This window comes from Bacillus sp. EB V-12, from assembly GCF_056158125.1.
Window position 1 is genome coordinate 290,171 of the sequence record NZ_JBUXJL010000004.1, and the last position, 15,444, is coordinate 305,614.

Consider the following 15,444-nt stretch of genomic DNA (forward strand, 5'->3'; position numbering starts at 1 on the left):
TTACGACTGTTGATAAGCCGATTTCGATGATTTCACATAATAAACCGCATGATCCACATTAATAATATGATCTGGCTTTGGTTTACCACGTCCCGCTCTATGTCCAGCTAAGTGTTCTTCACTTGTTTCCCAGTTTTTCCATGCTTCTTCAGATTCCCAGCGAATCATAACGACTACTTCTTCGTCGCCGCGTCTTACTTTTTTCACAAGAACACTTAAGTCAATAAAGCCTTCAAATTTTTCAATAATACCTTCTCCAGTAAAACGTTCTACAACTATATTTGATGTACCTTCTTTTACTGTAAATGTTTTCGTTTCGATAAACATATATCCCACTCCTTCATTGTAATACGAATACTACTATACTTCTATTATAGTTGATTATGATAATTATTTTCAATTATAAAGTTTAAATTTTTCGAATTATGCTGTTTTCTCTTCTATCGCCTCATCTAAAAATTTGAAATATGGGAGTAAGATTCCGACTAAAGAAGTGACACATATAATTGAACCGATAATAAAGTATAGTGCTCTTACTCCCCACATTTCACTCAATATGCCCCCTACTAACACACCTAACGGTATAGCGGATCGTATGAAAAATAATCGCACTGAAAATACTTGTCCTATCATATTATTTGGGACGATTTGTTGGCATATTGTTGTGTTATGAACATTGAAAAATGCAATACAAATCCCTGCTATTACTTCAATTAGTATTGCAATGATAATACTATGATTGAACCCTAATGAAATGTATGTGAGCCCCCCTATAAACAATCCTCCAAGCATAAGTATACGCCGGCTTTTATATGTTACTTTTCCGACTACTACTGATCCAATTACGTAGCCAAGTGGAAAACCTGCCATAAAATAGCCGTACTCTGCATATCCCGCTAACAGCTCGTCTTTTATATAAGGAAGATTTGTGACCATCGTTACCCCTACTCCAAACTGCACGAAAGTAAGAAATATACCGAGCCAAACGATGATTGGTTTTGTAAAAAAATATGTAAAACCTTGAAGAAATTGTTCTAGCCACGTTTTTCGTATATCTGTTGTAGTTCTCTTTTCTTTTATATAAAGTAAGAAAGCACCACTAACAAATAGACAAATACATACGAAAGATAATGTAAGTTCTGTTCCAATGAAATGAATGACTACTCCACCTAATACTGGCGCAAGAAACATCATAAGGCGAGTCATTCCATCAATATACGCATTTGCGTCTTGAAGTTGTCCTTGACTTACAATGCTCGGTGTAATTGCTTGACTTGCAGGTGTATAAAGAGGTGTAATAAGTCCCACTACAATTTGAACAACATAAATGTGCCAAACTTCTATACTACCTGTAACTAGCATCACCAAAGGTAATAAGAATACGGACGCCCGTATCCATTGTGAAAAAATCATAATCCACTTCCGGCTCCATTTATCAATAAATGGGCCACTTATTAATTGCAGTATGAGTGATGGGATGAAATATAATAGCCACATACTACTTAAAGCCATTTCCGATCCTGTTAACTCATATACTAGAATTGAATTACATAACGTTCCGAAAGCCCCTCCTAATTCAGAGATTGCACTACCAATCCACATAAAAAAGAACGAACGATTTTTCAATATATTTTTCAATTTCACACACCAACTTTTCTTTTATATTCCTCCCTTTATGTACATTCTCGTTGTTAATTATCTATTCAAAAACATATCTAATTCTTTCGCTAAAGACTGTACTGCTTTCTTTCTTAATACATATTTTCCGTCATGTATATCAACTAACTTCGCTGCACGTAACAATTTCAAATGATGGTGTACAGTCGATTTACCAAACTGTAATCTTTCCGTTATTTCCTGTAATGTACGTTCTTTTTCAAATAACATTTTTACAATTCGCAATCTCGCCTCATCCCCAAGAGCCTTATGTTTTTGAACTAAAAAATAATTCGGTTCATACGGATCTTCAGGATGAATGCTTTCATTCGCAACTGGATAATGAAATACTTTCGTATCATCAATATCCGCTTCAATATTCCACGGTCTGTACGTCATTTGCGGAATAAGAAGTACGTGATGAACACTTGGCTCTGGCATATAGTTCACTCCGCCAGTCGCCCACTCGACAAACTCTTCCGGCTTCATCTTTTTATTCATTTCATTTTTTGCTTCATAATCTCGTTTTAATATAGAAAGTATTTCTTCTTCCTCACTCTTAATTACACTCTCATACCACCCTGTCATTACAGCGATTAAATGAGATTTCAGCACTTGTACATCTACATCACATATAAAGCGAATGTACGTAGAGAAAAACTGATGATCATGTGTTAATTCCTTTAATTCATGTATTGCAGTTACATCTCTACTTGCGGCTAAACGTCTTTTTTTCTCATATTTCTCCCCTAAAAATGGTAAACATGTATACTTCAAATCTTCTTCTGAAAGTGAATCGATTTTAGCATGAAACTGCGATACATCCTGCATGTCTTCTTCATACAACACCTGAAGTAATGCTTTCCACGTATTATGTTCTTCGACAAATTGTAAGTGCTCTCTCATTTCTTCTGTTAATGATTTCTTAATTTCTTCCCATTCATTTTGACTCTTTTCAAGAGTATCAATTAACCGCTTATGAGTAATTGCTGCAATGCCAAGCGCACATTCGAAAAGTATCGAATATTTCACTTGAACGTTATAAGTTTCCCTCTTTCTACTCGTTATGTGATAGACCTCCATTTTTATCCCCTCCTTGTTTGCTATATATTTAATTCTATTTTTATCGAATTTAACCTTCTATATTTTTAGAATTATTTTGCGACTTCAAAAAAACTCTAATCAATGAGCAAATAGAGAAAGGTTTATACTCTTTTTCATTCTGACTTAATTAAAGCCTTGATTATTAAGTATCATATTAAAAAGAAGTTTTTTAATGGCTCTGTTATAAGTTGTCTTTCACCCTCTTGTGCAACTATAGAAAAGGTTTATTGAAGAGAAAAGAGAATTGGTTTTATTAAGAAAAATGAACAGGAGGCTATACGAATGGGAAGAAAAGAAATGTTGCAAAATGGAGTCCAACAAGTTTTTTACGAAGAAGAATGGTACCCACCAATATCAGAAGCGTTAAAGAATCTTACGGTTGAACAAGCATGTTGGCAACCAGAAGGTGCTGCCAGTAATACGATTTGGGAAAATGTGAACCATTTATTAATCTTTAAAGAACGCCTACTTTCCCGCTTACATGAAGACGACACATTTGTTGCTCCACAAAATAATGATGAGACATTTATCCAAGGTGGACCTAATGATGATGCCGCTTGGCAGCAAACCGTAAAGCGAACGCTTCAAGTACATGATGCCTTACAATCTTCATTAACCGCCCTTCAAGAAGCAGAACTAGATCAACTAAGTCCTTCTCTACCAGTTTGGCAACAATATATGAATATCCTTTTGCATGATGCTTATCATACAGGACAAATTATACAGCTTCGGAAACTTCAAGGTTCATGGCCAACTCACCGTTCTTATTTATAAAGTGAAATTTTAATCAGCTCTTACCAATCGGGATTTTGCGGGCAGCCCATCCCCACCTCACTTCTTTGCTTTCCTTGAATTTTGAGGTAAAAATCTTACTGCTCGTTAATCCGGAATAAACGATGTTTAAAATCGCATACGTTTAATATCCAACAAAACAATTGAAAACAGCTAATTGTTCGATAATTACTACGATTGCTCAAAATAAAGCAAATTAAAATACATTGATTCCTAACATAACTTACATGCTTCATAACTTCTAATCATAATCCAAATTTGGAAGAATAGATGCTTTTTATATACAAATAATAACTCTCAAGGAGTTGTTGACATGTATTTCATATTGAATATGTTAGGGATTTTCGTTGTCATATTAATCATTTTCTTATGTTCGCCTAATAAAAAACATATAAAATGGAGACCAATTGTAATTCTCATCCTATTGGAGCTTTTTATTACGTGGTTTATGTTAGGCACAAAGCTCGGCAGTATTATCATTAATAAAATTGCGTCATTTTTCAGTTGGCTACTAGCATGTGCGAATGAAGGTATTCGATTTGCATTTCCTTCAGCTATGGAAAGTCAGCACATTGATTTCTTCTTTAGTGCGTTACTTCCTATCATTTTTGTTATTACTTTTTTCGATATTCTTTCTTATTTCGGAATCTTAACTTGGATTATTGATAAAGTAGGTGCAGTTATTTCAAAGATTTCTCGTTTACCAAAGTTAGAAAGTTTCTTTTCGATTCAAATGATGTTTTTAGGAAACACCGAAGCACTTGCGGTTGTTCGGGATCAATTATCTGTTTTAAAAGAAAATCGATTATTAACTTTTGGAATTATGAGTATGAGTAGCGTTAGCGGATCCATTCTTGGTGCTTATTTATCAATGGTTCCAGCAACATATATTTTCAGCGCAATCCCATTAAACTGTATTAACGCATTAATTTTAGCCAATGTATTAAATCCTGTGGAAGTTTCGAAAGAAGAAGACGTTGTTTACACACCTTCAAAACATGAAAAAAAGGATTTCTTTTCTACTATTTCAAACAGTATGTTAGTTGGGATGAATATGGTTATCGTTATTTTAGCTATGGTAATTGGTTATGTAGCTTTAACAGCATGTTTAAATGGGATTTTAGGATTTTTTGTAACGGGGTTAACAATCCAAAAAATCTTCTCCATTATCTTTAGTCCTTTTGCATTTTTACTCGGTTTATCAGGCAGTGATGCTATGTATGTAGCTGAATTAATGGGGATCAAAATAACGACGAATGAATTTGTTGCAATGATGGATTTAAAATCAAACTTAAAGTCGCTACAACCGCATACGGTTGCGGTTGCAACGACATTTCTAGCTTCTTTTGCTAACTTTAGTACAGTAGGTATGATTTACGGAACTTACAATTCATTATTTGGCGGAGAAAAATCATCAGTCATCGGTAAAAATGTTTGGAAGCTTCTTGTTAGCGGGATGGCTGTTTCTTTATTAAGTGCTATGCTCGTTGGGCTATTTGTATGGTAATTAATTTTTATAATAAAAGACACCCAAGCCAATTGAGTGTCTTTTATTATTATTTTCGAATTTGCCCATTTCCACGAATCACATATTTTGTAGAAGTTAATGCTGGAAGCCCCATTGGTCCTCTTACGTGTAACTTTTGTGTACTGATACCAATTTCCGCTCCGAATCCAAATTCGGATCCATCTGTAAAACGAGTCGATGCATTATGATAAAGTGCCGCGGCATCTACAGAAGTAAAAAACTTGCTGACGTTTTCCTCGTTTTCAGTAATAATTGCTTCAGAATGCATAGATCCATACGTATTTATATGATGAATCGCTTCTTCAACAGTGGAAACCACTTTCACTGCTAGTGTGAGAGATAAAAACTCAGTTTCCCAGTCTTCTTCTGTCGCAAGTAAGATAGAAGAATCAATCGCCACTGCTTTATTATCACCACGTAGCTCCACTCCTCTTTCCTTCAAGGAAGAAAACAACTCGCTACCATATTGCTCTGCCCAATTCTCATGAAGTACAATCGTCTCAATTGCATTACATACAGATGGACGCTGTGTTTTTGCATTTATAATAATATTAAACGCCATTTGTTTATCTGCTGTTTCATCAATGAATATATGACAATTTCCCGCACCTGTTTCAAGTACTGGAACAGACGCTTCTCTCACAACAGTATCGATTAATTGTTTGCCACCTCTTGGAATAAGAACGTCTAGATAATCCTTCATTGTAAACAACTGCTTCGCGCTATTTCGCGTTGTATCTTCTATAAGCTGTACGCTTTCTTGAGGTAAGCTTGTTAGTTTGAGCGCTCTGTGAATAACGGCAACGATGGCCTTATTAGAATGAATAGCAGAAGAACTACCACGTAATATGACTGCGTTTCCTGTCTTCAAACAAATTGTAGCTGCATCCACTGTTACATTCGGTCTTGCCTCATAAATCATGCCTATAACACCAAGTGGTACGCGCATCTCCTGAATAGATAGTCCATTTGGCCTTTCCCATGCACTTACACATTCTCCTACAGGATCACGTAATTCAATTAGCTGCTTAATCCCCTCTGTCATATCAATAATACGATTTTCAGTTAGCAGAAGACGATCAAGGAGTGAATCAGAAAATCCTTTTGCCTTACCTTCTTCAATATCCCTCTTGTTTTCTTCTAAAATATAAGCTGTTTCTAATATTAACTGATCAGCTATTGCGGAAAGTGCTTCATTTTTTTGCTCTGTAGATTTAAGCACAAGCTCTCTAGCAACCTCTTTTGCTTTTATCCCCTTTGCCAACACTTCATTCATTTTTATTTCCTCCTTTTTAAAGTGAAACCCAATGATCCCTATGGATGACTTCATAACTATGTCTCTCGCCTCTTACTTGAATATCTTGGCTTTGCATACCTTTTACATCTCTTAGTTCCTCTGCACTATATGTGCATTGTCCTTTTCCTATTACGCGCCCTTGTTGCGTTACAACCTCTACAACTTCACCCACTTGGAAAAATCCTGATACATTCGTAACACCAGCTGGAAGTAAACTCTTACCATGCTGAATGATGGCAGTAGCTGCCCCAGCATCTACTTCAATTTGTCCGCTAACAAGCGAATGTAAGGCAATCCATTGCTTGTTCATCTTCATTTCTTTTTGAGGAGCATTACCAACATACGTTCCATCACCCTTACCCTTCAAAACATCTACAAACTTTTCCTGTCCACGTCCTGTTCCGATAAATACACTCACACCAAGAGAGAGCGCTGTCTTTGCAGCATCGATTTTTGATTTCATACCGCCAGTCCCAAGTTTTGAGCCAGCATCTCCTGCAAGAGAAGAAATTTCTTCCGTAACTTCAGGAAGAAAATAATATTTTTTTGCATCCGCATTTTTCTGAGGATTTTTGTCATATAACCCGTTCACATCCGTAAAGATCATAAGCATATCCGCCGAAACAAGCCCGCTTACTAAAGCTGACAGCATATCATTATCACCGAACGTCAGCTCCTCTAAGGAGATGGAATCATTTTCATTAATAATTGGAAGAGCGGAGCGGTTTAATAATTCTCCTAACGTAGCGTAAGCATTACTATATTGTTCTTTTCTAGAAAAATCACTTCTCGTCAGCAAAAGTTGCGCAGTAACGATGCCATATTTACGGAATTCCTCGGTGTACGCCTGCATTAACAAACTTTGTCCGACAGCTGCTGCAGCCTGTTTCCCTTTAATCGTTACAGGTCTGCTAGGATATCCTAGCGCTGAAAAACCTGCAGCGACGGCTCCAGATGTAATTAACACAACCTCGTGCCCATCTTCTTTCAACCGAGCCAATGCGGCAACGTGATCTGAAAGCTGTTCTGTAGAGATGCCTCCGTGACTATCTGCCAAGGAACTACTCCCAATCTTTACAACAACTCGTTGTTTTTTCACTTTTTTATCCCCCAAATCTAAAATCAAAGTTTTTTATAAATTACACTTCATTCACTTTGTAACTATATCTATTCTCATCAATGCTGCAATGAAGTATTTAAGAGCAAAATAAAAATGACCACTTCGCCCTTAATAAAATAAAAAGGACGAAACGGTCATTGTTCCGCGGTACCACCTTAATTGATATACATAGATATCCACTTGGTGCCTATAACGCAGGCGAACGCCTAAACTTTCATTTAAGACTCAGGGATAGGTTCGATATATTCTATACGAGGAATCTTTCAGCCGGTGAATTCCACTCTCTTTCGCAAGAAGACATATGTACTAGTTCCCTTCAACGATTTTCAATCTAATTTTTTTATATTATGCGATATAGTTCGATTCGGTGTCAAGAGGTATTTTTAAAAATAAATAGAGCCGCAAGTTATTTGTATGAAATTATCTCCCTACTGAATGAAAATACAAAATGATATAAGTTTAACTCATATTCATAAGCATAAAACCTTACATTATAGTGTATATATTTACATAATGTCGAATATAATTAATTTTTATCTTTTAGTGTTGCAAAAAGGAATATATTCTCTTAGAATGTTTCTTTATATTGCACAGGGATGTTATTCTTATTCTAAGAAAATAATATCAAACCGATATAATTGATTATAAAAGGAGCAAAATTGAGTTATTATGGATAAACAAATTGGATTCATCGGTTGCGGAAATATGGGAATGGCTATGATTGGCGGAATGATAAACAAAAATATAGTGTCTTCAAATCAAATTATTTGTTCAGATTTAAACACTGCTAATTTAAAAAATGCTAGTGAAAAATATGGGCTAACTACAACTACCGACAACAATGAAGTAGCTAAAAATGCTGATATTTTAATTTTATCAATCAAACCAGACCTATACGCGTCAATAATTAATGAAATAAAAGAAGTAATCAAAAACGATGCTATCATCGTTACGATCGCTGCTGGGAAAAGTATTGAAAGTACTGAAAATGCCTTTAATAAAAAAGTAAAGGTTGTAAGGGTAATGCCTAATACTCCTGCTCTTGTTGGAGAAGGAATGTCTGCATTATGCCCGAATGAAATGGTGACAGAAAAAGATTTAGAAGATGTACTAAACATTTTCAATAGTTTTGGTCAAACAGAGATCGTAAGTGAAAAATTAATGGATGTTGTCACATCCGTAAGTGGTTCTTCACCAGCTTATGTATATATGATTATAGAAGCGATGGCAGATGCTGCTGTACTAGATGGTATGCCAAGAAATCAAGCATATAAATTCGCTGCTCAAGCTGTGTTAGGCTCTGCAAAAATGGTACTAGAAACAGGAATACATCCAGGTGAATTGAAAGATATGGTTTGTTCTCCTGGCGGAACGACAATAGAAGCTGTAGCAACATTAGAGGAAAAAGGACTGAGAACAGCGATTATTTCAGCTATGCAGCGTTGTACGCAAAAGTCTGTTGAACTATCTGGTCAAACTAAAAAGTAAAACTGTAAAAGAGATCGCGTTAGCTATGAATTCATATGAATTTAATTAGAAATTCACTACATGATAAACGGCCAAACTCATATATACTTGAGTTTGGCCGTTTCAGTTTTAATTATATTAAAATAATTTCATTCGAATCTTCTTTACAGGTTCTGTTTTATCCCTTACCTATTCCCTACTATGATTGTGTAATTTTATTAGAAACTAATAATTTTTCAATGCATTTCGGTAACATATCTAATAGCGTTTCAAATGCGTAGTTTACATCTAGACGTTCTGTCCATTGATGTGCATCTTTTCCTACCGGCCCCATATTTAATACTGGAACATCAAACTCTTCTAATTCCTGAAGCGGAATTGAATAACCTTTATCCCATAATGGCATATTGTCTACAAGCGAACTCATTGAATCCAGTGGATACTGCAAGCCTACATAACTTAAATCTGAAATCCCTCCAAAATAATTTTGGTTTTCAAATGTAATTTTATGATTGTAGTGTGCATACTTTTCCATTTCTACAACTACCTCTTTTATTAAAGGATTGTTGCGTGAACTCACAGCTGGATAGTACGGCGGAGCGAAGAAAAGTACAATCATCGGTGCCTTTTCTTTACATAAAATCGCTAATTTATCTACTAAATCAATGGTTACCGCACGATCATCTTTATCTCCTCTATTTTTTATAATATTAGATTGAATATGATTTATTTTTTCTCGTCCATGTTGCTCAATTGCATATGTGATAAGCTCTTCATAAGTTAATACATTTACTTTGAGATTAGGTGGTATAAATGGATTATATTTAGAAAAACGATATGCATGTTTTTCATACGACTCTTCTATTTTCTCTGCTACTTTCGTTACTTTTTGACGTAACAATGCAACTACATCTGTCATTGATTTTTCTAATAAAAACAAATTAAATAATGTAACTGCACGATGCGGAATTTGTACAGAATAATCCTCTTTTAAGTCCCTTTGAAGTAAGTTAGTTGGCGGGGGACTCGCTTCCCCTTCTACAATATCACAAAAGTCTGTGTTTAACTCTAATTCTGCTGTTATTAATGAAGCCATATAACTCCCATTTAACCCTGCAAAAGGTTCACCTACATGTGTCTCTTTTCCGTAGCAAAGAAAACCAGGTAACACTTTACCAATAGAGCCAGTGTAAATATACTTATTTTGGTCACCAGGATGTCTTGAAAACATAGGCTCTGAGTTTAAGACCGTTTTATAATCTAAGTTATGCTCTCTTGCTAAATCTAACAGTCTCGGAACAGCGGCCCTCATCCCTACAGAATTTACTTCTTCATCTGGTACAGCCAATAAAAGAACATTCCCATCAAATCTTTCTTCGCAAGCTTGCTCAATCATTGCCATTTGTAATGCGAGGCCGCATTTCATATCCATTGTTCCTCTACCAAACAGCCATTCTCCATGTTCTATATCTTCACGTACATGGTCTGGAAGTTCATCTTTATGAGAATAAAACATAGATGTTAACTTTTTAGGATTAAATGCATCTTCTTTCCACATTCCGTAATCTTGTACATCTACAACATCAAAGTGACTTACTAGAATTACAGTATTTTTTGTACTATCGCTTTTCTTTACTAGTGCTGTAACAAAATATCGTCCGTCCCCTGTCGGATTTTTTTGCAAATGGTGCGGTTTTTGTTTGAAATACTGTAAGTCAGATAATTGTTCCACAACAAAGTCTGGCAATATTACTTCAGCTTCTGAACCGGTAATACTAGGAATTTCAACAAGACTGCTTAATAATTGAACCAATTGTTCTTTTGATTGCCACTTTGACATATAAATCCCCCTATTTTCCGCATTATGAAAACTAATTCCATTATATGAATAAAAAATGACGACAGCTATCAAAATTATAGTTCTGATGTACTGCCGATTTTTATTGATATTTCATGAGCCGCTTGTTTTACCTTGCTAATAAGAAAAGATAGTCGATCATCATTAATACGATGACTAATTAACCCAACACTTAATGCTCCTACTACTTTATGATTAAATCCGATAATAGGTGCAGCTACTGAAGCTGTCCCTTCTGTTTTTTCACCATAACTGACAGCATATCCTTCATTTTTTATTTGCTTTATTTGATTAAGAAGAATTTGCTTTTGTTCTGGTAATGAAGGAAGTAAATACTCTACAATATGTTCCATTTCATTCGTTTTCATATTGGCAAGCATCGTTTTATTTGCAGCACCAATTGAAAGTGGAATTTGTTCTCCTAGATTATCGATAACTCGAATTTTTAAAGGACTATCAATTCTTTCAATGATAATAGAATGTGTTCCGTTTGGAATATTCAAATAGACACTTTCTTCCACTTCAGAAGCCAAACGTTTCATCACTTCTCTTGCAACAGATCTATAGTCTACCTTCTCCAATTGACGCAACCCTATTTCCATCCACATTGGTCCAATTTTGTACTGTTTTGTCTCTGTAATTTGTGTAACTAACCCATGCTCCATTAGAGAGTTAAGTAATCTGTGTACTGTACTAACCGGGAGATGTGTTCCATCAGCTATATCAGAAATAGCCCAATACTCTTTTTCATTTGTAGAATTCAATAATTTAATAATACTTATCGCTCGATCAATGGACTGTACCATAACTCGCCTCAACTTTACTCGTAATATGTTAGTACGCTTAATTAACTATCAATTTAGCAAACATTCGAAATGAAATCAATCTATTTATTTAATTTTCTAACAATAAAAACATATCACTAACAACGAATTGAAAACGCAAACAAAAAAATATTGACTTTTCTTTTTAATTATCTGAAAATTATAACAAGATTTCACATCACGGAATACATTCCATAATACGGAAAAACATCAAACATTATTCTATCAACTACGAAAGTGAGGAAAACAATGGCGCAAGTAAGCAATACAAACAATGAATTAAAACGTACGATGAAAAGTAGACACTTATTCATGATTGCACTCGGTGGTGTGATTGGAACCGGGTTATTTAACGGATCTGGCTTTATTATAAGTCAGGCTGGACCTGGTGGATCCGTACTTGCCTTTATTGCTGGTGGATTATTAATGTATTTCGTTATGCTATGTCTTGGTGAACTTGCTGTAGCCATGCCTGTTTCAGGTTCTTTTCAGGAATATGCTACTAAATTCATCAATCCTGCAACTGGCTTTACAATCGGATGGTTGTATTGGTTAAGCTGGGCGAATACGACCGGTCTTGAATTTACAACTGCCGGTATTACAATGCAGCGCTGGTTTCCTGATATTCCTGTTTGGGTTTGGTGTTTAATATTTGGCGTTACCATCTTCACTATTAACGCATTATCTGCTCGTAGTTATGCAGAAACAGAATTTTGGTTTTCAAGTATAAAAGTATCTGCCATTATAGCTTTTATAATTCTTGGTGGCGCCGCTATGTTCGGTTTTATTGATTTAAAAGGCGATGAACCAGCTCCACTTCTTTCAAATTTCGTAAATCATGGTGGTTTATTTCCGAATGGACTTGCAGCTATTCTATTAACAATGGTTACAGTCAATTATTCCTTCCAAGGTACAGAGCTTGTCGGAATCGCAGCAGGTGAAAGTGAAGATCCAGCAAAAACTTTACCTCGTTCTATTAGAAATATTATATGGCGCACAATGTTTTTCTTCGTCTTAGCAATCTTTGTTCTTGTTGCTTTAATTCCTTGGGAAGAAGCTGGATTAACAAAGAGTCCATTCGTTGCTGTTTTTGATAATATCGGTATTCCATATGCAGCTGATATTATGAACTTTGTTATTCTTACTGCTGTTCTTTCTGTTGCAAACTCAGGACTATACGCTGCTACTCGAATGCTTTGGTCTTTATCAAAAAACGAAATGGCTCCAGCATTTTTAAAGAAATTATCATCACGTGGGATTCCTCTCAACGCTTTAATCATGACAATAGCTATTTCTGCTTTTTCTCTTTTGACAAGTGTAGTAGCTGCTGAAACTGTTTACTTGTGGCTCATTTCAATTTCCGGAGTCATTACCATTATTGTTTGGATGTCAATTTGTGTTTCTCAATTCTTTTTCCGCAAACATTATTTAGCAGACGGCGGAAAATTAGAAGACTTAAAATTTAAAACGCCACTTTATCCACTCGTACCAATTCTTGGTTTTGGATTGTATGGCATTATATTAATCAGTCTTATTTTTATCCCAGAACAACGACTTGGAATCTATTGCACTGTCCCATTTATCATCTTTTGCTACACTTACTATCACTTTAAAGTTAAGAAAAGAAATTCTACTAACACTCATAGTGAAACTAAAATTAGCGAGACTTCGTAATATTTGACTATACATAAAAGACCACACATGGCGTTTCACTTCATGTGTGGTCTTTTTTCATTATTTTAATATGATTTCATCTGAATTTAATGAATATATCCCCTTTCCTACAAAAGTAGTAGAGTGTTCATTTAAACACTTACTACCTCAGTGGGATTTATCACATTCCAATTTCAATATAATAGTAAATAGGTATATCGGATATAGATGTACATTACTAGGCTTATACATATTTCAACTTTAGAATTATATTCACTATTCAATTGGTAGTTACCAATAAAGAAAGGAATGATCATAATAATACAGAACATATACGAAACTCATTTACATGTAAGAAATTTAGAGAAGGCAATAAATTTCTATCAAAACAAGCTAGGATTAACGTTAGCAAGAAAACTCTCCAAAAGAAGAGTGGCTTTCTTTTGGGTCGGAGAAAATAAACAACAAATGCTTGGACTATGGGAAGTACATAACATTGAAGACTTTGAGCCGAGACATTTTGCTTTTGGTGTAAATTTAGAGTTTTTAATGACTTCTAAAGCGTGGTTAGAGGAACGTGGAATAGCAGTGATAGGAAGTCAAGGAAAAGGAAATCAAGAGCCAATTGTCCAAAGGTGGATGCCTGCTGCAAGTGTATACTTTCTAGATTGTGATGGAAACAAATTAGAATTCATTTCTATGTTACATGAGAATCCAGATGAATTAGAATATGCGTCCTATTTAAGTGTATGGAATGCGGAACACCAAGAAAAATGAATGGAATTTTCGTTCAAGTCTTTTCTTATTTTTGGATATAATGTTGTACGATCCCCCCTTTTACTATGAATTTGTTAACATAATGCATTTACTGTCATCTTATATTTGTACTTACGTACGAGCAATTCCTAATCTGCTTCAATTACAATTTGAATTATGTAAATTTTCCTCTTATCTGGCATCTACTCTTTAAACACAAACTCCCCTTAAATCGAAAATGATTAAGGGGGGTTTTATATACGATGCAATTATAGTTCAGATTTCACTCGAACAGAAACATTATTTTTAATTATATTTTTGACATCTTTAAAGCTAACAAAATTGTTACTTTTCTCATCCCAAAGACGGAAACGTAGTGATTGTAAGCTTGTAGCAAGCGTAATCGTTGGTACATTTTTTAACGGAAGCGTATTATTGTGTGCCTCTTCTAGTTTATAGTTAGGTACCCTTGGGCTTAAATGGTGAACATGATGGAATCCAATATTACCAGTTAAGAATTGCAAAATTTTAGGAAGCTTATAAAAAGAACTTCCTTCCACTGCCGCTTTCACATATTCCCAATCTTTATCCTCTTCAAAATAAGAATCCTCAAATGTGTGCTGTACGTAAAACAGCCAAATCCCTACTGAACCTGCTATTAAGAATATAGTACCATGTACTAACAGAAACGATTGCCACCCAATTGCCCAGCAAAGTATAGCTACTACAGCAACAATTATAATATTCGTCAAATAAGTATTCATACGTTCTTTCTGCCTTGCACCTTTTCGGTTAAATCTATTTTTAAGCAAGAAAACATAAATCGGACCTAATCCAAACATAACGAATGGATTGCGATATAAGCGATATGCTAAACGAAGTCTAAATGGTGCAGCTACATATTCATCAACTGTAAGCGTCCAAATATCCCCTGTACCCCTCTTATCCAAATTACCACTTGTAGCGTGGTGAATAGAATGTTCATGCCCCCACTGATCAAATGGGAATAATGTTAAAACACCCATACACGTTCCAACTATTCTATTTGCACGTCGACTTTTAAAGAACGAATAATGGGTGCAATCATGAAAAATAATGAAAATTCTTGTCATAAATCCAGCGGCTAACAGTGCTGGAACTAATGTTAACCAATAAGAAACTGACAAACTTTTATAAGCAAGGTACCATAAAATAATAAATGGCACGATTGTGTTGATCAGTTGCCAAACACTTTTTTTAATCGTTGATTTTTCAAAAGGAGCAACTTGTTTTTTTAAATTTTTAGTATTTTCTAAGGTCATTGTTCTAATTCCTTTCCTTTTTGTTGCTAATTCATATTATAGCACACTATTAGTATCAGGTGTTAAAAGTAGCTATAATAAATATTAT

Annotated in this window: 13 protein-coding genes and 1 other annotated feature; of the genes, 5 read left to right on the forward strand and 8 right to left on the reverse strand. The window is 35.0% G+C overall.

The annotated features are described in order from the left end of the window. The 3 genes from hmoA to ACZDYH_RS16810 form a co-directional block, all read right to left on the reverse strand. The gene (hmoA, locus tag ACZDYH_RS16800) at positions 1 to 327 is read right to left on the reverse strand and encodes a heme-degrading monooxygenase HmoA (protein WP_000469498.1); all 327 of its coding nucleotides are present in this window, start codon (positions 325 to 327) and stop codon (positions 1 to 3) included. Positions 328 to 423: 96 nt separating this feature from the next. Then, the gene (locus ACZDYH_RS16805; RefSeq protein ID WP_102956849.1) at positions 424 to 1,644 is read right to left on the reverse strand and encodes an MFS transporter; all 1,221 of its coding nucleotides are present in this window, start codon (positions 1,642 to 1,644) and stop codon (positions 424 to 426) included. 51 nt (positions 1,645 to 1,695) lie between these two features. Then, entirely contained in the window at positions 1,696 to 2,739 is a 1,044-nt protein-coding gene (locus ACZDYH_RS16810) for an ArsR/SmtB family transcription factor (RefSeq protein WP_102956850.1), read from the reverse strand. 303 nt (positions 2,740 to 3,042) lie between these two features. Here ACZDYH_RS16810 and ACZDYH_RS16815 point away from each other — a divergent pair, with 303 nt between their 5' ends. Next, on the forward strand, positions 3,043 to 3,534 hold the full coding sequence (locus ACZDYH_RS16815) for a DinB family protein (RefSeq protein WP_000532733.1): 492 nt from the start codon (positions 3,043 to 3,045) through the stop codon (positions 3,532 to 3,534). A 331-nt stretch (positions 3,535 to 3,865) separates the two neighbouring features. Continuing rightward, positions 3,866 to 5,059 (forward strand): NupC/NupG family nucleoside CNT transporter, encoded by a 1,194-nt coding sequence (locus ACZDYH_RS16820; protein ID WP_000273596.1) that lies wholly within the window; start codon positions 3,866 to 3,868, stop codon positions 5,057 to 5,059. A 49-nt stretch (positions 5,060 to 5,108) separates the two neighbouring features. Here ACZDYH_RS16820 and ACZDYH_RS16825 read toward each other — a convergent pair whose 3' ends face one another. Both ACZDYH_RS16825 and proB read right to left on the reverse strand, forming a co-directional pair. Next, the gene (locus tag ACZDYH_RS16825; RefSeq protein WP_001006609.1) at positions 5,109 to 6,356 is read right to left on the reverse strand and encodes a glutamate-5-semialdehyde dehydrogenase; all 1,248 of its coding nucleotides are present in this window, start codon (positions 6,354 to 6,356) and stop codon (positions 5,109 to 5,111) included. 16 nt (positions 6,357 to 6,372) lie between these two features. After that, positions 6,373 to 7,476, reverse strand: coding sequence for a glutamate 5-kinase (gene proB, locus ACZDYH_RS16830; RefSeq protein ID WP_006924529.1), 1,104 nt, complete (start codon positions 7,474 to 7,476; stop codon positions 6,373 to 6,375). A 139-nt stretch (positions 7,477 to 7,615) separates the two neighbouring features. After that, positions 7,616 to 7,826: a binding site (T-box leader), on the reverse strand. A gap of 340 nt (positions 7,827 to 8,166) precedes the next feature. Here proB and proC point away from each other — a divergent pair. Beyond that, positions 8,167 to 8,985, forward strand: coding sequence for a pyrroline-5-carboxylate reductase (proC, locus tag ACZDYH_RS16835; protein WP_000360725.1), 819 nt, complete (start codon positions 8,167 to 8,169; stop codon positions 8,983 to 8,985). A gap of 178 nt (positions 8,986 to 9,163) precedes the next feature. On the opposite strand, the gene ACZDYH_RS16840 is transcribed toward proC, so the two are convergent. Both ACZDYH_RS16840 and ACZDYH_RS16845 read right to left on the reverse strand, forming a co-directional pair. Continuing rightward, positions 9,164 to 10,804, reverse strand: a complete 1,641-nt coding sequence (locus ACZDYH_RS16840) for a M20/M25/M40 family metallo-hydrolase (RefSeq protein WP_088363994.1) — start codon at positions 10,802 to 10,804, stop codon at positions 9,164 to 9,166. Between the two features lie 74 nt (positions 10,805 to 10,878). Further along, entirely contained in the window at positions 10,879 to 11,628 is a 750-nt protein-coding gene (locus ACZDYH_RS16845) for an IclR family transcriptional regulator (protein ID WP_000250758.1), read from the reverse strand. Between the two features lie 267 nt (positions 11,629 to 11,895). Between ACZDYH_RS16845 and ACZDYH_RS16850 the strand changes: the two genes are divergently transcribed. Together ACZDYH_RS16850 and ACZDYH_RS16855 are read left to right on the forward strand one after the other, a co-directional pair. Beyond that, a complete protein-coding gene (locus ACZDYH_RS16850; RefSeq protein ID WP_000079991.1) occupies positions 11,896 to 13,320 on the forward strand; it encodes an amino acid permease in 1,425 nt (474 codons plus the stop codon). 297 nt (positions 13,321 to 13,617) lie between these two features. After that, on the forward strand, positions 13,618 to 14,076 hold the full coding sequence (locus ACZDYH_RS16855) for a VOC family protein (protein WP_025687456.1): 459 nt from the start codon (positions 13,618 to 13,620) through the stop codon (positions 14,074 to 14,076). A gap of 248 nt (positions 14,077 to 14,324) precedes the next feature. Here the strand turns inward: ACZDYH_RS16855 and desA are convergent, their stop codons facing one another. Further along, positions 14,325 to 15,356 (reverse strand): Delta(5) desaturase DesA, encoded by a 1,032-nt coding sequence (desA, locus tag ACZDYH_RS16860; RefSeq protein WP_000171504.1) that lies wholly within the window; start codon positions 15,354 to 15,356, stop codon positions 14,325 to 14,327. Between the last annotated feature and the right edge of the window lie 88 nt (positions 15,357 to 15,444).